The organism is Pseudomonas sp. MMS21 TM103 (assembly GCF_022132145.1).
Lineage (GTDB): Bacteria > Pseudomonadota > Gammaproteobacteria > Pseudomonadales > Pseudomonadaceae > Aquipseudomonas.
The window spans coordinates 20,660-41,912 of sequence record NZ_JAJISP010000006.1; the positions used below are offsets into that span (position 1 = coordinate 20,660).

The following is a 21,253-nucleotide window of genomic DNA, read 5'->3' on the forward strand; positions in this document are numbered from 1 at the left end:
ATCAGAGTTTGGTGAATGATAGGCCAGCCCAGGTCGCGAGCAGGCCGCCCAACACACTCAGCGCCACATAGCCGAAGGCTATTGGCGCCTGGCCGCTTTCCAGCAAGCGCAAGGTGTCGAGGGAAAAGGATGAAAACGTGGTAAATCCGCCTAGAAAACCAACGATCAAGCCGGCGCGTAACTCCAGCGGTATTTCCGGGCGGAGCAGAAACAGTCCATACAGGTAACCGATCAGCAGGCAGCCAACAATGTTCACCGCCAGGGTCGCTGTATAGAAATATTGTGGCCAGGTTGCATTGATCCAGTTGCCCGTTGCGAAGCGCAACAGGGTTCCGCAAGCACCGCCAGCAGCTATCGCAAAGACAACCGCAATCATGGCTTTCTCCGCTTGCGTGGACTGGTCGCGTCCTGGCTGGCCAGATGCGCGAGCTTGTCGCGAATTTTCTGCTCAAGGCCGCGCGGCACAGGTTGATAATACTGACGCGCGGGCAGTTGCTCGGGGAAGTAGTCTTCACCTGCGGCATAGGCATCCGGCTCGTCATGGGCATAGCGATATTCATCGCCATAGCCCAAGTCTTTCATCAGCTTGGTCGGTGCATTGCGCAGGTGCAGCGGTACTTCCAGCGAGCCATGCTCGGCAGCATCGCGCATCGCCGCTTTGAACGCGTTATACACCGCGTTGCTTTTTGGCGCGCAGGCCAGGTAAACGATGGCCTGGGCGACGGCCAGTTCGCCTTCCGGGCTACCCAGGCGCTCCTGCACGTCCCAGGCATTGAGACAGAGCGTCAAGGCACGCGGGTCGGCATTGCCGATGTCTTCGCTAGCCATGCGCACCACCCGGCGGGCGATATACAGCGGGTCGCAGCCGCCATCGAGCATGCGCGCGAACCAATAGAGCGCGCCATCCGGGCTGGAGCCGCGCACGGATTTATGCAGCGCGGAAATCTGGTCGTAGAACGCTTCGCCGCCCTTGTCGAAACGGCGACGGCTGTCGCCGAGTAGATCCAGCAATAACTCGCTGCTAATGGTCCCGCCGTCCTCGGCCAGGTCCGCAGCGTTTTCCAGAAAATTCAGCAAGCGCCTGCCATCGCCATCGGCGGCGGCCAGGAGAATCTTGAAGCTTTCATCCGGCAGGCTGAGCTGTCGCCCGCCAAGGCCTTTGCTGTCAGCCAGGGCACGAGTCGCCAGCTTGCGCAATGCCGCTTCGTCCAGGCTTTTGAGGACATAGACCCGCGCCCGCGAAAGCAGCGCGTTATTCAGTTCAAACGAGGGGTTTTCGGTAGTGGCACCGATAAATATCAGGGTGCCGTCTTCCACATAGGGCAGAAAGGCATCCTGCTGTGATTTGTTGAAGCGATGAACCTCGTCGACGAACAGGATAGTCCGGCGGCCATACTGGGCGGCATGCTGCTGCGCAACTTCGACTGCCTGGCGGATCTCCTTGACCCCGGAGAGCACCGCCGAAATCGTCTCGAAATGCGCATCGGTGACCTGGGCCAGCAGGCGGGCCAGGGTGGTCTTGCCCACGCCCGGCGGCCCCCAGAAAATCATCGAGTGCAGTGCGCCCTGTTCCAGCGCTTCACGCAGCGGCTTGCCGCGCGCGAGCAGATGCTCCTGGCCGACGTACTCGTCCAGGCTGGCAGCACGCAAGCGCGCGGCCAGGGGCTGAGCGATGGGAGCATTACGGAACAGATCCATGACGGCGGGCTACGACCTCTTACTCTTGAAGGACATCCGCGCCTTCGGGAATCTCGAAGGTGAACAGTTTGTCATCCACGCTTTCATTCATCTCCACGTTGAGGAACAGAATGTTGGTGCGCTGACCAATAGTGTCGATCAACTGCATGTCATTCAACACACCGCTGCGAAATGACAGGCGCAGGCTGTCGAACAGCGTGTCCTTGGATTTGGGCTTGAGCATGAAGTCGACCACGTTGCCGCCTTCCTTATGGCTGATCTCGAAATTCTCTTGAATCTGAGACACATCGCCGGACAGTAGCAGAGCCGGGGTGTGGGTCAGACGCTTGTCGAGGGTCTGAATAGTTACCTGCTCCAGATCCGGGTCATACAGCCAGACCTTCTCGCCATTGGACACCAACAACTGCTCCATAGGCGCGTCGGTGTGCCAGCGGAACAGCCCCGGACGCTTGAGCACCAATTGCCCAGCCGTTTCCTGCAACTGAGTCCCACTGCCATCCAGGGTCAGTTGCGAGAACCGTGCACTGATGGTTTTGGCCTGGTTGAGCAATGCGGTCAGTCGCTGTGCCGAGGCATCATCAGCGGCCAGGACGGAAACGCTGGTAAAACTTAAAGCTGCCAGCAGCAGCATACGAATCAGGCGCATGGAACTCCTTATCACATTGATTTCTAGGCGTTAGTCACGAGTTGGACTTGGCGCGATCACTTCGCGCGAGCCATTGGTGCTCATCGATGTCACCACGCCAGCCATTTCCATTGCTTCAATCATCCGGGCTGCACGGTTATAACCAATCTTCAACTTGCGCTGCACCGCAGAAATCGAGGCCCGACGGCTTTCGGTGACAAAACGTACGGCTTCGTCGTACAGCGCATCCTCTTCACTGCCTTCGCCCCCCCCTTCACTGCTGCCGTCAAAGCCGCTGCCGGACTCTTCGACGCCTGCCAGGATGTCTTCGATATAGTCCGGGGTACCGCGCAACTTCCAGGCTTCGACCACGCGGTGGACTTCTTCGTCGGAAACGAAGGCGCCATGCACACGAATCGGCAGGCCGGTGCCGGGCGGCAGATAGAGCATGTCACCGTGGCCGAGCAATTGTTCGGCGCCACCCTGATCGAGAATGGTTCGCGAATCGATCTTGCTCGATACCTGGAAGGCCATGCGGGTCGGAATGTTGGCCTTGATCAGGCCGGTGATCACATCCACCGACGGCCGCTGGGTGGCGAGAATCAGGTGGATACCCGCGGCGCGAGCCTTCTGTGCGATCCGCGCGATCAATTCTTCTACTTTCTTACCGACGATCATCATCATGTCGGCAAATTCGTCCACCACCACCACAATGGTCGGCAGGGTTTTCAGCAGCGGCGCTTCGTCGTGCATGCTTTCACGCTTGTACAACGGATCTGCCAGCGGCTCGCCCGCCTCCTCGGCTTCCTTGACCTTGCGGTTGAAGCCCGCCAGGTTGCGCACGCCCATCTTCGACATCAGCTTATAGCGCCGTTCCATCTCGGCGACGCTCCAGCGGAGGGCGTTAGCCGCCTCCTTCATGTCGGTGACCACCGGACAAAGCAGGTGTGGAATGCCTTCATAGATCGACAACTCGAGCATTTTCGGGTCGATCATGATCAAGCGTGCCTCTTCCGGCGTGGACTTGAACAGGATCGACAGAATCATCGCGTTGACCCCGACCGACTTACCCGAGCCAGTGGTGCCAGCGACCAGCAGGTGGGGCATCTTCGCCAAGTCAGTAATCACCGGGCGACCGCCGATGTCGTGGCCAAGGGCCAGTGTCACCGGGGATTTGGCGTCATCGTACTCGGGGGACGACAGTACCTCGGAAAATCGCACGATCTGGCGGTCTTCGTTGGGCACCTCGATGCCCACGGTGGTTTTGCCAGGGATTACTTCGACCACCCGCACGCTGATGATGGCCATCGAGCGTGCCAGATCCTTGGCCAGCCCGGAAATGCGGCTGACCTTGACGCCGGCGGCGAGCTGGATCTCGAAGCGGGTAATTACAGGACCCGGATGCACCGACTCGACCATGACCTCGACGCCGAACTCCTTGAGTTTGATCTCAAGCAGCCGCGACATGGCCTCCAGCGACTCGGGGGAAAATTTCTTCTGCTTCTTCTCGGCGACATCGAGAATGGAAATCGGCGGCAAGCTGCCTTCGACAGCGCTGTCGACGAATAGCGGTGCCTGCTTTTCTTTCTGTACGCGCTTGCTCGGCTCGGCGGCTTTAGGTTCCGCTGGCGGGGTAATCACAGGGGCCGTGCGGCTTTCACGCGCGCTCATGTGTTTGCTCAGCGCTTCCTCGCGCTCCAGCAAGCGCTCCTTGACCTTGGCCTGCTCGCGGCGGTCGTGCACCATCGGTGCCGCCACTTCGCTGACCCGCTCATCGACTTCGCGCAACTGCGCGACCAGTTGCTTGCGCTCGGTGCGGGCGTTCCACCAGCGGTTGACCAGACTCTGGATCAGTTCGAGGAGATCCAGGGTGATCTTGCCGGTGAGGTCCATGACCCTGAACCAGGACAGGTCGCTGAACACGGTCAAGCCAAACAGGAACAGGGCGATGAACAGCAAGGTGCTGCCCTGCACGTTCAAGACATCTTCGGTCAACTGACCGAGACTCTCTCCCAATGCACCGCCAGCGCCAGCAGAGCCAGGTATGCTGGTACCTACATCAAAATGAATATCGGCCAGCGCAGCCCCGGACAGCACCAGGAATACCAGACCAATCAAGCGCCAGGAAAACAGCCAGCCGCTCCACTGCCAAGGCTGGTGGCGATCGCGGAACACCTGCAGCGTCTTCACCCCGAGCAGCAGGGGGAACACATAAGCAAAATAGCCCAAGGCCATGAACAAGATGTCGGCGAACCAGGCGCCTGCCCGGCCAGCGGCATTGTGCACCTGCTCGATATTGCTGGTATGCGTCCAGCCCGGGTCGGCGGGATCATAAGTCAGCAGCGCCATCCACAGATAAAGGCAGAGTGCACCGAGAGCGATCAAGGCACCTTCTTTCAACCTGTAGGGCAATTGCTGACGCCAGACTGGAGTCTGGGCTGTAGGGCTCGAATTCTTCAAAACGCATCTATTCCTGCGCCTGCGGCGCGCCGAATAATCGGTTAATGGCAAAATTTTGACTATTGTACGGATTTACCCGGTTGATGCCACGCCAGGTAACGAGGTGGCAACCAGCCTGGACGAAGGCCTTTACCACCGGCTCCCGCTCGCCCCTTGGTTCGGTGTAGCATAGCCACCAACATATTACGTGCGACTCAATTTGAGCATGCATTCTCTTTTGTGACAAAGGCTTATGAGGTGTTTCTATGAGCGAAGTCAAGCATTCACGCCTGATCATCCTGGGTTCCGGCCCTGCCGGTTACGCTGCGGCGGTATACGCTGCCCGCGCCAACCTCAAGCCCGTGGTGATCACCGGCATCCAGCCCGGCGGCCAACTTACCACCACCACCGAAGTGGACAACTGGCCAGGTGACGTCGAAGGCTTGACTGGTCCAGCGCTTATGGAACGCATGCAAAAACATGCCGAGCGTTTCGACACCGAGATCATTTATGACCACATCCATACGGCCGAGTTGCAGCAGCGCCCGTTTATCCTCAAAGGCGACAGTGGCACCTATAGCTGCGATGCACTCATCATCGCCACCGGCGCCTCGGCGCAGTACCTCGGCCTGCCATCGGAGGAAGCCTTTGCCGGCAAGGGCGTGTCTGCCTGCGCCACCTGCGATGGTTTCTTCTACCGCAATCAAGTCGTCGCGGTGATTGGTGGCGGCAACACCGCCGTCGAGGAAGCGCTGTATCTGGCCAATATCGCCAAGGAAGTGCACCTGGTTCACCGTCGCGACAAGCTGCGCTCGGAAAAAATCTTGCAAGACAAGCTGTTCGACAAGGCCGCCAACGGCAACGTCCACCTGCACTGGAATCACACTCTCGATGAAGTGCTTGGCGATGCCAGCGGTGTGACCGGCGTGCGCCTGAAAGACACCACCACTGGCTTATCCAGGGAACTGCCGCTAACTGGCGTGTTTATCGCCATCGGCCACAAGCCCAATACCGATCTGTTCCAGGGGCAACTGGAAATGCGCGAAGGCTATCTGCTGATCAAGGGCGGTAGTGAAGGCAATGCCACTGCGACCAGTATCGAGGGCGTGTTCGCTGCTGGTGACGTGGCCGACCATGTGTACCGCCAGGCAATCACCTCTGCCGGGGCCGGCTGCATGGCTGCACTGGATGTCGAAAAGTTCCTCGACGACAATTGATCGCTCCCTGGGCGGGCTTGACAGTCCGATAGGTTGTCAAGCCCGTCCACGCCTTCCGCGGTGCGTCTGATGCTGACCTGGTTGCAACGCGACTCCCTGAGTTTCCCGCCATTGAGCAAAGCCCTGCGCGAGCCCAACGGCTTGCTTGCGGCCGGCGGCGACTTGAGTGCCGAACGGCTGATAGCGGCCTACCGCCATGGTTGCTTCCCCTGGTATCAGGACAATCAGCCGATCCTCTGGTGGTCGCCGGATCCACGTACGGTGCTCTTCCCTGACGAACTGCATGTCTCGCGCAGTCTGGCCAAGGTACTGCGCCAGGCACGCTACCAGGTAACGTTCGATCGAGCCTTTGCCCAGGTAATCCAGGCCTGCGCTGCGCCCCGCGATTACGCCGACGGCACCTGGATCACAACCCCGATGCAGCATGCCTACCTTGAGCTGCATCGGCGCGGCATTGCCCATTCGGTCGAGGTCTGGCGCGATGGCGAACTGGTCGGCGGGCTATATGGGCTGGCAATGGGCAGGTTGTTTTTCGGCGAATCCATGTTCAGCCTCGCCGATAACGCATCCAAGATCGGCTTTGTCACCCTGGTCGAGCAACTCAAGGTCTGGGGCTTTGTACTCATCGACTGCCAGATGCCCACGCAACACCTGCATAGCTTTGGCGCCAGGCCGATTGCTCGCGCAGAGTTCACTGACTACCTGCAGCGGCACATCGACCAGCCCGACATGGCGTCCTGGAGCGCCTAGGCGAGTCCCGCAGGGTGGCTTACACTTGTTTAAGGCATTATCCCGAGAGTCGATCATGACCGAGCTGGCCCGCCTGAAGTTTTACGCCACTCAGCCGCATCCATGCAGCTATCTGCCCGAAGAGCAGGCCACAACCCTGTTCCTCGACCCCAGCCAGCCGATGGATGTGGACGTTTATGCCGAACTTTCGGAGATGGGCTTTCGCCGCAGTGGCGACCACCTCTATCGGCCCCACTGCCAACGCTGCTCGGCCTGTGTGCCTGCGCGCATTCCTGTTAGTCAGTTCAAACCCAATCGTCAGCAGCGGCGTATTTTCAAACGCAATCTCGACATCCAGGTCCGTACAGTGCGCCCGGCATTCACCGAGGAGTACTACAGCCTCTATGTGCGCTATATCGAGCAACGTCATGCCGATGGCGACATGTACCCGCCGAACCGCGAGCAGTTCTCCACTTTTCTGGTACGCGACCTGCCGTTTTCCCGCTTCTACGAGTTTCGCCAGCACGGCCGACTGCTGGCGATTGCAGTCACCGACGTGCTGCCCAATGGACTTTCAGCGGTTTACACCTTCTACGAGCCCAGCGAAGAGCGCCGCAGCCTCGGACGCTTCGCCATTCTCTGGCAAATCAAGGAATCAGCGCGCCTTGGGTTGCACGCCCTATACCTTGGTTATTGGATCAAGAACTGCCGAAAAATGAACTACAAGACGCAATACCGCCCAATCGAACTGTTCGTTAACCAGCGCTGGATCACTCTCACCTGAAGTCGCTTGGCGTACGCCCTTCTTTTCGGGCACAATGCACGCCGCTTTTGCCTGGAGCCAGTTGCACCGGCCATGGCCATACTTTGGATACCGAGGGCTTTACTGAATGTCGAAAGAAGACAGCTTCGAAATGGAAGGCACTGTCGTCGACACCCTGCCCAACACCATGTTCCGCGTGGAGTTGGAAAACGGGCACGTCGTTACCGCGCACATCTCCGGAAAGATGCGCAAAAACTACATCCGCATCCTGACCGGCGATAAGGTTCGTGTAGAACTGACGCCTTATGACCTGAGCAAGGGTCGTATCACCTACCGCGCCCGTTAACAGGTCTTTGAAAAACCACTGCATTTGACCATAGGCATGAGGGCAAGTAGTTGAAGGCGTAGCATTAAGCGCGCTTTAGCTTGGCCCAGGAGCCTGCCGGACTTGAGACTGTCTACAGCTAAAGTCCGACAGCCCCCAGGATAAAGTGAGTCAAGTAGATGGCGTCCTTCGCCCTATGCTTCGCTGACTTGCCAAGCTCCCTTGCTACTCAGCCTTGATCCTCTTGCACTCGGTTTTTCCACGACTGATCAAATCAGGCGCGCACAAAAACGCCCGGCATGCCGGGCGTTTTTGTGCGCGCTATAAAGACAACCTCAGGCCATCTCCACCGTGGTTTCGAACTCGAAGGTCAATTCGTCGCCACTGAGATCGATATGGGCCACGCCTCCATGCTCGGCCAGTTCGCCAAACAGGATCTGCTCCGCCAAGGGGCGCTTGATCTTTTCCTGAATCAAGCGCGCCATGGGTCTGGCTCCCATCTGCACATCGTAGCCCTTCTCTGCCAGCCAGCCGCGCGCGGCATCACTGACTTCGAGCATCACGTGCTTGTCTTCAAGCTGTGCCTGCAGTTCGGTGAGGAACTTGTCGACGATGCTCTTGATCACTTCATGGCTCAGGCGGCCGAACTGGATGATGGTATCCAGACGGTTGCGGAACTCTGGCGTGAAGCTCTTCTTGATCACTTCCATGGCATCAGACGCATGGTCTTGATAGGTGAAGCCAATGGACGCGCGCGCCGCAGTTTCCGCCCCGGCGTTGGTGGTCATGATCAGGATCACGTTACGGAAGTCGGCCTTGCGCCCATTGTTGTCGGTCAGGGTGCCGTGGTCCATTACCTGCAACAGCAGGTTGAAGACTTCCGGATGAGCCTTCTCGATTTCATCGAGCAGCAACACGCAATGCGGTGTCTTGGTGATGGCCTCAGTCAGCAAGCCACCCTGATCGAAGCCGACATAACCCGGCGGCGCACCGATCAGCCGGGAAACAGTGTGCCGTTCCATGTACTCGGACATGTCGAAACGCACCAACTCTACGCCCAGCGCCTTGGACAACTGACGCGCCGCCTCGGTTTTACCGACCCCGGTAGGACCGGCAAAGAGGAACGAGCCCACAGGCTTGTCTGGCGCCTTGAGTCCGGCGCGCGACAGCTTGATCGCCGTAGACAGGGAGTCGATGGCCGCTTCCTGGCCGAACACCGTGAGCTTGAGATCGCGCTCCAGGTTGCGTAGCAGTTCCTTGTCCGAACTGCTGACGTGTTTTGGCGGAATTCGTGCGATTTTGGCGACGATATCCTCGACCTGCGCCACTTCAATGCGCTTGACCCGCTTCTCGACCGGCTGCAGGCGTTGATAAGCACCCGCCTCGTCGATTACATCGATTGCCTTGTCCGGCATGTGCCGATCGTTGATATAGCGCGCAGCAAGCTCTGCCGCGGCGCGCAGGGCCTCGTCGCTGTACTCGATACTATGGTGCTGCTCGAAACGCCCCTTGAGACCTTTGAGAATGCCATAGGTGTCATCAACCGAAGGTTCGCTGACATCGACCTTCTGGAAGCGCCGTGCCAGGGCGCGATCCTTCTCGAAAATGCCACGGAACTCCTGGAAGGTGGTCGAACCAATGCAGCGGATCTCGCCCGAGGAAAGCATCGGCTTGAGCAGGTTGGAAGCATCCATCACCCCGCCAGATGCGGCCCCAGCACCAATTATGGTGTGGATCTCGTCGATAAACAGTATCGCGTGCGGGCGCTTGCGCAGCTCGTTGAGCAGCGCCTTGAGGCGCTTCTCAAAATCGCCACGGTACTTGGTGCCGGCCAGCAAGGCTCCCAGGTCGAGGGAGTAAACCACGCTGGTGGCCAGCAGATCGGGCACCTGATTGTCGACAATACGCTTGGCCAAGCCTTCGGCTATGGCAGTCTTGCCCACGCCGGCCTCACCTACCAGCAGCGGGTTGTTCTTGCGCCGACGCGCCAGAATCTGCGCGACACGCTCGACTTCGAGTTCTCGCCCGACCAAAGGATCGATCCGCCCTTGGCGGGCCAGCTCATTGAGATTGCTGGTGTAGGCATCCAGTGGATTGCCTGAAGCCGAAGACTCACCACCCTCTTCGTCCTGCATTTCCTGCTCGCTTTCTGTATGGCCACCATGCCCTGGCACTTTGGAAATGCCGTGGGCGATGAAATTGACCACATCGATGCGCGCAACACTCTGCTGCTTGAGCAGGAACACGGCCTGACTTTCCTGCTCGCTGAAAATCGCCACCAACACGTTGGCGCCGGTCACTTCTCGCTTGCCGGAGCTTTGCACATGGAATACAGCGCGCTGCAACACCCGCTGGAAGCCCAGGGTCGGCTGAGTTTCGCGTTCCTCGTCATGCTGCGGGATCAGCGGTGTGGTGGAATCGATGAACTCCTGAAGGTCATGACGCAATTTGTCGAGGTTGGCACCGCATGCGCGCAGTACGCTGGCGGCGGCCTCGTTATCCAATAGAGCCAAAAGGAGGTGCTCAACCGTCATGAATTCATGACGCTTGGTGCGAGCCTCCTTGAAGGCCAGATTGAGGGTGACTTCGAGCTCTCGATTTAACATGGCTTCACCTCATGCCCAAGCGGCCGGCGTTAACCGTCCTTCTCTATCTCACAGAGTAGCGGATGCTGGCTTTCTCTAGCGTACTGATTAACCTGCATTGCCTTGGTTTCGGCGATGTCGCGGGTAAACACTCCGCAAACTGCCCGTCCCTCTGTGTGGACGGTCAGCATGATCTTGGTCGCCAGCTCCCGGTTTAAGTTGAAAAACACCTCGAGCACTTCGACCACGAAATCCATCGGTGTGTAGTCATCATTGAATATGACCACCTTATACAGCGGTGGTGCCTGCAGCGCGGGCTTGGATTCCTGCACGGCCAGGCCGGTGGAATCGTCCTCATGCGTTGCCGGACGGTCCTGATTGAATGTTAGTCGAATCTGGCTACGTGCATGCATGCTGGAATAAAGGTTCTTGGCTGGGCGAGTACGGATGGTAGTTGGAGTTTGACCGGCTTCTCAGGCAGTTGCAGCATCGCCTTGACTAACGGCTAAACGGTGTTACAAACAATGAATACCCACTTAGGTAGGTATGAGGGATTCCGCGCCCTCGCCCAAGCCAGTTTATTCGTGCGCGGAATCAGAAGTGGATGATACTCCAGTGGCGGAGTTCTTTGCAGAGGGATATCAGCATGCTTAGCGGTAAGGTCAAGTGGTTCAATAACGCCAAGGGCTATGGGTTTATTGTGGCCGACGGTCGAGACGAGGATCTATTCGCTCATTATTCGGCGATTCAGATGGATGGTTATAAAACCCTGAAAGCCGGTCAGGCTGTGAGCTTCGATATCATCCAAGGCCCTAAGGGGCTCCACGCCGTGAACATCAGCGCGCTTTCGGCCACCACCGAAGCACCTGCTGCTGCAAATCAGGCCAACTGCAATACAATTGAGGTCTGAGCAGCAACATCACTGACTAACCAAAATACAAAAGACCGGTCGCTTGACCGGTCTTTTGCTTACCGCTGATCAGCTCACATGTGGGAGATCATGGCGTCGCCAAACTGCGAACAAGACATCAGCTTGGCGCCTTCCATCAGACGCTCGAAGTCATAGGTCACGGTCTTGGCCGAGATGGCGCCGTTGGTGCCTTTAATGATCAGGTCTGCCGCTTCGATCCAGCCCATGTGACGCAACATCATTTCGGCAGACAGGATCAGCGAACCCGGGTTTACCTGATCCTTGCCGGCGTACTTCGGCGCAGTGCCGTGGGTCGCCTCGAACATGGCAATGGTGTCGGAAAGGTTGGCGCCAGGCGCAATGCCAATACCGCCCACCTCGGCCGCCAAGGCGTCGGACAGATAATCGCCATTCAGATTGAGGGTGGCGATCACATCGTACTCCGCCGGACGCAGCAGGATCTGCTGCAACATCGCGTCGGCGATGGCATCCTTGACGATGACATTCTTGCCCGTTTTCGGGTTCTTGAACTGCATCCAGGGACCACCATCGAGCAGGGTCGCACCGAATTCTTCGGCTGCGATTTCGTAAGCCCACTCCTTGAAGGCACCTTCGGTGAACTTCATGATGTTGCCTTTGTGCACGATGGTCAGCGAGTCGCGGTCGTTGTCGACCACATACTGCAGCGCCTTGCGCGCCAGGCGACGAGTGCCTTCCTTGGAAACCGGCTTGACGCCGATACCGCAGTTTTCGTCGAAACGGATCTTGGTGACACCCATCTCCTCTTTGAGGAACTTGATGACCTTGTCCGCCTCTGGCGAGCCGGCTTTCCACTCGATACCCGCGTAAATGTCTTCGGAGTTTTCGCGGAAGATGGTCATGTCAACGTCACCAGGCTTCTTCACCGGGCTAGGCACGCCTTCAAACCAGCGCACCGGGCGCAGACAAACGTACAGATCCAGTTGCTGGCGCAGGGCCACGTTGAGGGAGCGGATGCCGCCACCGACCGGCGTGGTCAGCGGGCCCTTGATGGAAACGACGTAGTCTTTGACGGCGTCCAGGGTTTCCTGAGGCAGCCAGGTGTCCTGGTCATACACCTGAGTGGCTTTCTCGCCTGCGTAAACTTCCATCCAAGAAATCTTGCGCTTGCCGCCGTAGGCTTTTTCGACGGCTGCATCGACAACCTTGATCATCACAGGACTGATATCGACGCCGATACCGTCACCCTCGATATAGGGAATGATCGGGTTGGTCGGTACGTTAAGCGACATATCTGCATTGACGGTGATTTTGTCACCGGTTGCTGGCACCTGGATCTTTGTATATCCCATGCTGGACTCCGCTTTGTGGTTAAAAATCGCGTCTCTCCCGAGCGTAACCCACTTGATTCGGGCGAGACCACCTGTTCCTTCGTCTATAGGGGTAAGGGCATTCTTCAGCACCTAAGTGCAATGGTATACTGCGCGCCGTGACTAACGAGTCATAGGGGTTTACCTGTCTTGAACGAGACAGCGAGCCTTTGAACCCGGTTGAGTTGCTACCGCAACCCAGCTGTTCGACCGCTCAACGCTCTACTGGTGCATCACCCATCACTGCGGCAAATCCTCGACTTTCGGCTCATTGACGACTTTGAGCGAACGCGCCTACCTGCGCATCTCGAGATTCTGTGCTCGCTTAGCAAAGAAGAGAGTTAATCCAAAATGTCCAACCCTTCGAAGATCATCTACACGTTCACCGACGAAGCTCCAGCCCTTGCCACCTATTCGCTTCTGCCAATTGTAGAAGCTTTCGCTGCATCCGCTGACATAGCCGTCGAAACCCGTGATATCTCTCTTGCAGGACGTATTCTTGCAAGCTTTGCCGAGCATCTGGACGCCGACAAGCGAGTCCAGGACGACCTCGCCAAACTGGCGGTTCTGGCCACCACGCCAGAAGCCAATATCATCAAGCTACCCAATATCAGCGCCTCGGTACCGCAGCTCAAAGGCGCCATCGCCGAACTGCAGGCCCAGGGTTACAACATTCCTGACTTCCCGGAAGACCCGCAGACCGAGGCGGAAATACAAGCCCGCGCTCGTTACAGCAAGATCCTCGGCAGCGCCGTGAACCCGGTTCTGCGTGAAGGCAACTCCGACCGGCGCGCACCCGCCGCAGTAAAGGCCTTTGCCCGCAAGCACCCGCATTCAATGGGCGAGTGGAGCATGGCCTCCCAGTCCCACGCCGACTACATGCGCGGCGGCGACTTCTTCTCCAGCGAACAGTCGATCACCATGGACAAAGCCGGTGACGTGCGCATTGAGTTCGTCGACAAGAACGGCAAGGTCGAAGTGAAGAAACAGCTCGCCCTGCAGGACGGCGAAGTCTTCGACAGCATGTTCATGAGCTGCAAGAAGCTGCGCGAGTTCTTCGAGGCAACCCTGCAAGACTGCAAGGAAACCGGCGTGATGTGGTCGCTGCATGTCAAGGCAACCATGATGAAGGTGTCCCACCCGATCGTCTTTGGTCACGCAGTCAGCGTTTACTACAAGGGCGCCTTCGATAAGCACGCGGCCCTGTTTGCTGAACTAGGTGTCAATCCGAACAACGGCATTAGCAGCGTGTACGACAAGATCAAGTCCCTGCCCGCCTCCCAGCAGGAAGAGATCCTTCACGACATCCACGCCTGCTACAGCGATCGCCCGGAAATGGCCATGGTTGATTCGGTCAAGGGCATCACCAACCTGCACATCCCGAGCGATGTGATCGTCGACGCCTCGATGCCGGCGATGATCCGCAGTTCCGGGCAGATGTGGGGCAAGGATGGCAAGCTGAAAGACACCAAGGCGGTGATGCCAGAAAGCACCTACGCCCGCATCTATCAGGAAATGATCAACTTCTGCAAAACCAACGGCGCATTCGACCCGACCACCATGGGCACCGTACCGAACGTCGGCCTGATGGCGCAAAAAGCCGAAGAGTATGGCTCCCACGACAAGACCTTCGAAGCGACAGTCGACGGCACCATGCGCGTGGTTCTGGCTGACGGCACCGTACTGATGCAGCACGAAGTCGAAGCCGGTGACATCTGGCGTGCCTGCCAGACCAAGGACGCAGCCATTCGTGACTGGGTCAAGCTGGCCGTTACCCGCGCCCGCCAATCCAACACACCGACCATCTTCTGGCTCGACCCGGAGCGCGCCCACGACCTGCAATTGCAGAAGAAGGTAGAAGCCTACCTGCAGGAATATGACCTGAGCGGCCTGGACATTCGCCTCATGGGTTACAACGAAGCGATCCGCATCAGCATGGAACGCCTGATTCGCGGCCAGGACACCATCTCGGTGACCGGTAACGTACTGCGCGATTACCTGACCGACCTGTTCCCGATCATGGAGCTGGGTACTTCGGCCAAGATGCTGTCCATCGTGCCCCTGATGGCCGGTGGTGGCATGTACGAAACCGGTGCCGGTGGTTCTGCGCCGAAACACGTGCAGCAGTTGATCGAAGAGAACCACCTGCGCTGGGACTCGCTCGGCGAGTTCCTGGCCCTGGCAGTGTCTCTGGAAGAAACCGGCATCAAGAACGACAACCAGCGCGCCAAGCTGCTGGGTAAAACCCTGGATGCCGCCACCGGCAAGCTGCTCGACAACAACAAGTCGCCATCACGTAAAACCGGCGAGCTGGACAACCGTGGCAGCCACTTCTACCTGGCGCTGTACTGGGCACAGGAGCTGGCCGCGCAGACTGAAGACAGCGTTTTGCAAGCTCACTTCAGCCCGCTGGCGAAAACCCTGACTGACAATGAAGCAACTATCATTGCCGAGCTCAGCGCCGTTCAAGGCTCGCCGGTGGACATCGCCGGTTACTACCGCTCGAGCCCGGAGCTGACCAGCAAAGTCATGCGTCCGAGCCCAACCTTCAACGCCGCGATCGCTTCGCTGCTTTAAGGCGCAACACTGGCGCTTGAGCGCGCCGCATGAACAGAAGCCCCGGCCACGTGCCGGGGTTTCTGCTTGTGCACCCAGGTACCGCAGATGCGGAGCATGGCGCTCCAGCGACCTGTGACTGCTGCGAACGATCCACTCCTACAGGGCATACACATGGATTGGCACCCCCACATCACCGTTGCCACTATCGTCGAAAATCAGGGCCGTTTTCTCCTCGTCGAAGAGCTCAAGGGCGGACGCCTGGTACTCAATCAGCCCGCCGGCCACCTTGAAGCCAACGAAACCCTGCGTGAGGCAGCGGTGCGCGAGACCCTCGAAGAAACCGGCTGGGATGTCGAACTCACCGGCGTCGTCGGTATTTATCTGTATACCGCACCGAGCAATGGAGTGACCTATCAGCGCGTCTGCTTTGTCGCCAAACCGCTACGCCATAACCCAGAGCGCAGCCTGGATACCGGCATCGTCGGGACATCATGGTTGAGCCGTGATGAATTGTCCGGCCAGCCAGAACGCTGGCGCAGCGAACTGGTCCTGCGCTGCATTGACGACTACCTCGCTGGCCCGCTACATGACCTGGAGCTGATCCGTGATTGAATACCGCCTTAGCCTTGGCACCGCCAGCCTGTTAGAATTTCGTCTTTTGTGCAGACACCACCATGCGTGATCCAGCCCTCCCCAGCCCAGAACAGCAACGCGTCATAGTCGGCATGTCCGGCGGCGTGGACTCCTCCGTCTCTGCCCTACTGCTGCTCGAGCAGGGTTATCAGGTCGAAGGCCTGTTCATGAAGAACTGGGACGAAGATGACGGCACCGAATACTGCACCGCCATGGATGACTTGGCCGATGCCCAGGCGGTGTGCGACAAAATCGGCATAAAGCTGCACACCGCCAACTTCGCCGCGGAGTATTGGGACAATGTGTTCGAGCACTTTCTTGCCGAATACAAGGCCGGGCGCACGCCCAACCCGGACATCCTGTGCAACCGCGAGATCAAGTTCAAAGCCTTCCTCGACTACGCCCTGGCGCTCGGTGCCGACCTGATCGCCACCGGCCACTATGTGCGCCGCCGCGATCGCGCCGGCCGCACCGAACTGCTCAAGGGCCTGGACTCGAACAAGGACCAGAGCTACTTCCTGCATGCCGTCGGTAGCGAGCAGATTGCCCGGACCCTGTTCCCCGTGGGTGAGCTGGAAAAACCGGCAGTGCGCGCCATCGCCGAGAAGCACCAGTTGGCCACGGCGAAGAAAAAGGACTCCACCGGTATCTGCTTTATCGGCGAACGGCGCTTCAGCGACTTTCTCAAGCAGTACCTGCCGGCCCAGCCCGGCGATATCGAAACCACCGAAGGCGAGGTCATCGGCCGTCACAGTGGCCTGATGTACCACACCATCGGCCAGCGTCAGGGCCTGGGGATCGGCGGCTTGAAAGACGCCAGCGACGAGCCTTGGTACGTGCTGCAAAAAGACCTTGAACGCAATGTGCTGGTCGTCGGCCAGGGCAACGATCACCCCTGGCTGTTTTCCAGCGCCCTGCTCGCTTCGCACATTTATTGGGTCAATCCGATCGAGCTCAGCCAGCCACGCCAGCTAACGGCCAAGGTGCGTTACCGTCAGGGCGACCAAGCCTGCACCCTGGAACAAACCGCCAATGGCTATCGCGCCAGTTTTGCCATGCCGCAACGCGCGGTCACACCCGGACAGTCGGTGGTGTTCTACGACGGCGAAGTCTGCCTCGGCGGCGGCGTGATCGAAAAAGCTGAACCCTGGAGCAGTAAGGATAAGCATCCATGAGTCCAACGCAGGAACAACTGGTCGCACTGGGTGCGGTTTTCGAGGCCGCAGTTCTGGTCGACAAGCTGGCCAAAACCGGCCAGGTTGGCGAGCCAGGAGTCGCATGCCTGCTGGGCAGCCTGCTGGTACGCGATCCAAAAAACACCCTGGACGTATACGGTGGTGATGACCTCAACCTGCGCGACGGTTATCGCGCCCTGATCAGTTCTCTTGAGCGCGACCCGGCCAGCCTGCAACGCGAACCTCTGCGCTATGCCCTCGCCCTCCTTGGGCTGGAAAGACAACTGGCCAAGCGCGACGACATGCTCCAGGTAATGGGCAGCCGCCTGGATCAGATTCAGAACCAGGTCGGTCATTTCGGCCTGGTGCATGAGAACGTGATTGCCGCCTGCGGCAGTCTTTACCAGGACACCATCAGTACGTTCCGCCAGCGCATCCAGGTCCAGGGCGACATGCGCCACCTGCAACAGCCGAGCAACGCCTCGAAGATTCGCGCCCTGCTGCTTGCCGGTATCCGCTCGGCACGATTGTGGCGTCAGCTCGGCGGCCACCGCTGGCAACTGGTATTCAGCCGCAAAAAACTGCTCAAGGAACTCTACCCGCTGTTGCGCGGTTGACCGTGACCACCCGCATGGTCAAACCCATGCAGGGCGCCGCGTTGTTGGCGCTATCGGCGCTGCTGTTCTCGCTGATGGGCGTCGGCATTCGTGAGGTTTCCGCCAGCGTCAACAACGAGACCGTGGTGTTCGTCCGCAACCTGGTCGGCGTGCTGTTCTTCCTGCCGTTGATCCTGCTCAAGGGACTGCGCCCGCTACACACCGCACGGATCCAGTCCCACCTGTGGCGTACCGGTTTCGGCCTGGCGGCGATGTACTGCTTCTTCTACGCCATCGCCCACCTGCCGCTGGCCGACGCCATGCTGTTCACCTACTCGGCACCGCTGTTCACCCCATTGATCGCCTGGTGGTGGCTGAAGGAACCCCTGAATAAGCGCATGCTGGCTACCACTGCGGTCGGGTTGGTCGGTGTGCTGCTGGTCGCCAAACCCTCCGCCGCGCTATTCGACGGCCAGGCCCTGATCGGCATGAGCGCCAGCGTGCTGGCAGCATTCGCCTTCGTCTCGATCCGCCAGATGAGCGACACCGAGCCGGCCTTTCGCATGGTCTTCTATTTCTCCCTATTCAGCGCTCTGGCGTCGGCGATCCCGCTGGGCTGGGCCTGGCAGCCGCTGGATCGTTTGCAGCTGACATGGCTGCTGGGCATCGGCCTGCTGGCCACCGCCAGTCAGATCATCATGTCCAGGGCCTACAGCCTCGCGCCGCCGGGCTTGATCGGCCCCTTCGCCTACCTGGCTATCGTCTTCGCCGGAGCGCTCGCCTGGCTACGCTGGGGCGAAGCACCAGACATGGCCTCCCTGCTTGGCGCCAGCCTGATATTCGGCGCCAGCCTGCTGTCGATTCCCCGGCGCACCGGCTGAACGGCAAACAGGGCAATCATGCCACCTCACTCTTCCCTTTGAGCGTTTTAACAGGTGATAGAGGGGGAACCCCCACCTGTTAATCAATCACGTCCTTATGCTGGCCAATCCCCCAACCCTATCTCACCGGCCTCGTCGACTCCCCCGCCAAACACGCAACAAAACACGCGCAGCGACTTCATGCTCAGCCATGAGCGCAAAGCCTTTGTGGGCGCCCAAAGCCTGTTCAAGGCCGATACACGCTGAATGGCAAGACCCTGCCTGGCTGCCGACAGAACGGCAGCGCCATCCCTCTGGTGAGCGCTTTCGCCATCGAAGCACGCCTGATGCTCGCCGAACAGGAAGCTGCGGGCACAGCCAATCAAATCAGCACACCGCCCGAGCTGATGAAGCACGGTGCACTGATCACCATTGATGCCATGGGCTGCCGGAAGTCGGTCGCCAAGCAGGTGCTCAAGGCCAAGGCAGACTATCCTGCGAGTCACCCAGAGTGCCTCCCTGAACCTGATTCGCCAGCGTGACAGCAAAGCTGAGCATCGCCTGCCATCACAGACGGACTTGCAAGAACGCCAACTTCCATTTGGCGCAGGTCCCTTATGGTGCAATTGGCCCCGCTAGCGGTTGCCGTAATTTGCTCTATGCTTCGAAGCAGCCTGACACCGACATGAAGGAAGTTTAAAAGGCAGTCGGCCAGGCAACTACGGCCACTGAAGTGCCAAGGCGTTGTCTTCGGTGAGTTTTTTTCGCACAGGAGAACTCCATGAGAACCATGAAGCTGACGCTGCTGGCAGCAGCCCTATTCGCTGCTCAACAGAGCACCGCGGCCGTCCCGGTCGATACCGAGGCCTTTCGCGCGGCGATTACGCCGCAAGGCGTGCGCGCGCATCAGTACGAATTGCAGTTTATCGCCGATACCAATGGCGGTACGCGCGCCGCGTCGACACCTGGCCACGAGGCCTCGCTTGAGTACATCAAGTTGCTGGTCGAGTCAGCCGGCTATGTGGTGACGGTGCAGCCCTTCGATTTTCCCTACTTCCAGGAGCAGTCACCGGCACAGCTCGAGCAGCTGGCGCCGGTGCCCACGGTCTACCCCTACGCTGAAGCTTCCGGGTTCTTGACCTTGACATACTCCGGCGCCGGCGAAATTACCGGCGCTGCCGAAGGCGTCGACCTGCAGTTGCCGCCGGGCGCTACAGCCAACAGCTCGACCAGCGGCTGCGAGCCAGAGGACTTTGCCGGCTTCACGCCCGGCAATATCGCCATCATCCAGCGTGGCAGCTGCACCTTTCTGCTGAAGGCGCAGAATGCCGAGGCGGCGGGTGCGAGCGGCGTGGTGATCTTCAACGAGGGCCAGGCGGGACGTACCGACGCCTTCAACGGCACGCTCGGCGAGCCGTCCGTCGGCATACCAGTGGTCGGCGCCGCCTTCGCGGTTGGCGAGGAGCTGGCGGCAGGCAACGTGGTGGCCCGCGTCTTCGTCGACGCCATTTCGGAAATCCGCAACACCTCCAACCTGATCGCCGAGACACCGGGAGGACGCGACGACCGCGTCGTGGTGGTCGGCGCGCACCTCGACTCGGTGCAGGAAGGCCCGGGCATCAATGACAACGGCAGCGGCTCGGCGGCGCTGCTCGAAATGGCGCTGCGCCTGGCGGAAATGGGCGTCGAGCCCGTCAATCAGGTGCGCTTCGCCTGGTGGGGGGCCGAGGAGATCGGACTGCTTGGCTCCCAGGCCTACGTCGATAACCTGAGTGCACGCGATATCAAGGACATCGCGGTGAACCTCAACTTCGACATGATCGGCTCGCCCAACTTCGTGCGCTTTGTCTACGATGGCGACGGCTCGGCGACCGATACTGCGGGACCCAACGGCTCCGGCAATATCGAGCAGGTGTTTCTCGACTACTTTGCCGATCAGAGTTTGCCGGTCGAACCGACCGCCTTCGATGGGCGCTCCGACTACGGCCCCTTCATCGCGGTGGGCATTCCTGCCGGTGGACTCTTCACCGGTGCCGAGGACATCAAGACCGTTGAGCAGGAGGCAATCTACGGCGGGATCGCCGGAGAGCCGTACGACCCCTGCTACCACCTTGCCTGCGACACTTCTGACAACAACAGTGACGAGGCGCTGGATCAGATGTCCGATGCCGCTGCTCATGCGGTCTTCACCTTCGCGATGACCAGTTCGTCGGTCAATGGCACCGACAAGGGCTCGGACAAGGCGCAGAAGTCCGCCGACGCGCTTGACTACCAGGGCAGCAAACTACGCCGCTAGGGCTTAGCCGCCGGGAGGCTCAGCCCTCCCGGCAACCTCTGGATTATGGCCCTTCCCGCTCAACTGATGTCCGCTGTCCGCTCCTCTTGCACCGGCACGCAATCAGGACGCAAGGGGTGTGCGCATCGCGCGCCACAACCGGTCCGATTGCAGAACTGCTCAGCCTCCCAGTATGCGGCCTGGCAGAGCATGATGCTGCCACCGCCGACAGCATCCATCGGCATCTGGATGACTTGAAGCAGATCGCCGGAAAGCATGAGGGCACTGACGCACCCGGCATGCCCGGATCCGTTGCCTGCCGGTATTATCCAATGGACGTACTTCAAACGTACGGCCGCGGCGTTACCGTCCAAACGCAGCCGCTCCGCTTCCCAATTTCCCGGGAGAACTGCGATCCCTGTCTCGGGGCCGAATTGCGTCGACTACCTGCACACGACTTCCGATGTATTCGTCATGCTGCAGCCCTCGGATAATGCTGACGATAGCGCAGCTGC

General features: G+C 59.3%; 19 protein-coding genes. 12 read left to right on the forward strand and 7 right to left on the reverse strand.

What is annotated here, in order from left to right; genetic code table 11:
• Window position 1: 1 nt before the first annotated feature.
• Genes crcB through ftsK form a run of 4 tightly spaced genes read right to left on the reverse strand, consistent with a single transcriptional unit; the run spans window position 2 to window position 4,783 of the window.
• Entirely contained in the window at window positions 2-376 is a 375-nt protein-coding gene (crcB, locus tag LJY18_RS17550; RefSeq protein ID WP_238043075.1) for a fluoride efflux transporter CrcB, read from the reverse strand.
• Window positions 373-1,698, reverse strand: coding sequence for a replication-associated recombination protein A (locus tag LJY18_RS17555; RefSeq protein ID WP_238043076.1), 1,326 nt, complete (start codon window positions 1,696-1,698; stop codon window positions 373-375). The genes crcB and LJY18_RS17555 overlap by 4 nt, the downstream gene beginning before the upstream one ends.
• Window positions 1,699-1,717: 19 nt before the next feature.
• The gene (lolA, locus tag LJY18_RS17560; RefSeq protein ID WP_238043077.1) at window positions 1,718-2,344 is read right to left on the reverse strand and encodes an outer membrane lipoprotein chaperone LolA; all 627 of its coding nucleotides are present in this window, start codon (window positions 2,342-2,344) and stop codon (window positions 1,718-1,720) included.
• Window positions 2,345-2,374: 30 nt separating this feature from the next.
• The gene (gene ftsK, locus LJY18_RS17565) at window positions 2,375-4,783 is read right to left on the reverse strand and encodes a DNA translocase FtsK (RefSeq protein WP_269137865.1); all 2,409 of its coding nucleotides are present in this window, start codon (window positions 4,781-4,783) and stop codon (window positions 2,375-2,377) included.
• A gap of 245 nt (window positions 4,784-5,028) precedes the next feature.
• On the opposite strand from ftsK, the gene trxB reads away from it, so the two are divergent.
• From trxB to infA, 4 genes are all read left to right on the forward strand, one after another.
• Complete coding sequence (trxB, locus tag LJY18_RS17570; protein ID WP_238043080.1) at window positions 5,029-5,979, forward strand: thioredoxin-disulfide reductase; 951 nt, start codon at window positions 5,029-5,031, stop codon at window positions 5,977-5,979.
• A 69-nt stretch (window positions 5,980-6,048) separates the two neighbouring features.
• A complete protein-coding gene (gene aat, locus LJY18_RS17575) occupies window positions 6,049-6,729 on the forward strand; it encodes a leucyl/phenylalanyl-tRNA--protein transferase (protein WP_238043082.1) in 681 nt (226 codons plus the stop codon).
• 55 nt (window positions 6,730-6,784) lie between these two features.
• Entirely contained in the window at window positions 6,785-7,492 is a 708-nt protein-coding gene (locus LJY18_RS17580) for an arginyltransferase (protein ID WP_238043085.1), read from the forward strand.
• 106 nt (window positions 7,493-7,598) lie between these two features.
• Window positions 7,599-7,817 (forward strand): translation initiation factor IF-1, encoded by a 219-nt coding sequence (gene infA, locus LJY18_RS17585; RefSeq protein ID WP_002553999.1) that lies wholly within the window; start codon window positions 7,599-7,601, stop codon window positions 7,815-7,817.
• Window positions 7,818-8,131: 314 nt separating this feature from the next.
• Here infA and clpA read toward each other — a convergent pair whose 3' ends face one another.
• Window positions 8,132-10,402 (reverse strand): ATP-dependent Clp protease ATP-binding subunit ClpA, encoded by a 2,271-nt coding sequence (clpA, locus tag LJY18_RS17590; RefSeq protein ID WP_238043086.1) that lies wholly within the window; start codon window positions 10,400-10,402, stop codon window positions 8,132-8,134.
• A gap of 29 nt (window positions 10,403-10,431) precedes the next feature.
• Entirely contained in the window at window positions 10,432-10,794 is a 363-nt protein-coding gene (gene clpS / locus LJY18_RS17595; RefSeq protein WP_079202028.1) for an ATP-dependent Clp protease adapter ClpS, read from the reverse strand.
• A gap of 233 nt (window positions 10,795-11,027) precedes the next feature.
• Here clpS and cspD point away from each other — a divergent pair, with 233 nt between their 5' ends.
• Window positions 11,028-11,291: a cold shock domain-containing protein CspD gene (gene cspD, locus LJY18_RS17600; protein WP_238043087.1), complete on the forward strand. Its 264-nt coding sequence runs from the start codon at window positions 11,028-11,030 to the stop codon at window positions 11,289-11,291.
• A gap of 74 nt (window positions 11,292-11,365) precedes the next feature.
• Here cspD and icd read toward each other — a convergent pair whose 3' ends face one another.
• Window positions 11,366-12,622, reverse strand: coding sequence for an NADP-dependent isocitrate dehydrogenase (icd, locus tag LJY18_RS17605; protein WP_238043409.1), 1,257 nt, complete (start codon window positions 12,620-12,622; stop codon window positions 11,366-11,368).
• A 369-nt stretch (window positions 12,623-12,991) separates the two neighbouring features.
• Here icd and LJY18_RS17610 point away from each other — a divergent pair, with 369 nt between their 5' ends.
• The 7 genes from LJY18_RS17610 to LJY18_RS17640 all read left to right on the forward strand — a co-directional run bounded on the left by LJY18_RS17610 (window position 12,992) and on the right by LJY18_RS17640 (window position 20,759).
• Window positions 12,992-15,217 (forward strand): NADP-dependent isocitrate dehydrogenase, encoded by a 2,226-nt coding sequence (locus tag LJY18_RS17610; RefSeq protein ID WP_238043088.1) that lies wholly within the window; start codon window positions 12,992-12,994, stop codon window positions 15,215-15,217.
• A 153-nt stretch (window positions 15,218-15,370) separates the two neighbouring features.
• On the forward strand, window positions 15,371-15,811 hold the full coding sequence (locus tag LJY18_RS17615; RefSeq protein WP_238043089.1) for an NUDIX hydrolase: 441 nt from the start codon (window positions 15,371-15,373) through the stop codon (window positions 15,809-15,811).
• 62 nt (window positions 15,812-15,873) lie between these two features.
• Entirely contained in the window at window positions 15,874-17,007 is a 1,134-nt protein-coding gene (mnmA, locus tag LJY18_RS17620) for a tRNA 2-thiouridine(34) synthase MnmA (protein ID WP_238043090.1), read from the forward strand.
• Entirely contained in the window at window positions 17,004-17,624 is a 621-nt protein-coding gene (gene hflD / locus LJY18_RS17625) for a high frequency lysogenization protein HflD (protein WP_238043091.1), read from the forward strand. Before mnmA ends, hflD begins: the two co-directional genes overlap by 4 nt.
• A 14-nt stretch (window positions 17,625-17,638) precedes the next feature.
• Entirely contained in the window at window positions 17,639-18,484 is an 846-nt protein-coding gene (locus LJY18_RS17630) for a DMT family transporter (RefSeq protein WP_238043092.1), read from the forward strand.
• A 296-nt stretch (window positions 18,485-18,780) separates the two neighbouring features.
• Complete coding sequence (locus LJY18_RS17635; protein WP_238043093.1) at window positions 18,781-19,005, forward strand: hypothetical protein; 225 nt, start codon at window positions 18,781-18,783, stop codon at window positions 19,003-19,005.
• A gap of 248 nt (window positions 19,006-19,253) precedes the next feature.
• Window positions 19,254-20,759, forward strand: coding sequence for a M20/M25/M40 family metallo-hydrolase (locus LJY18_RS17640; RefSeq protein WP_238043095.1), 1,506 nt, complete (start codon window positions 19,254-19,256; stop codon window positions 20,757-20,759).
• Window positions 20,760-21,253: the final 494 nt, after the last annotated feature.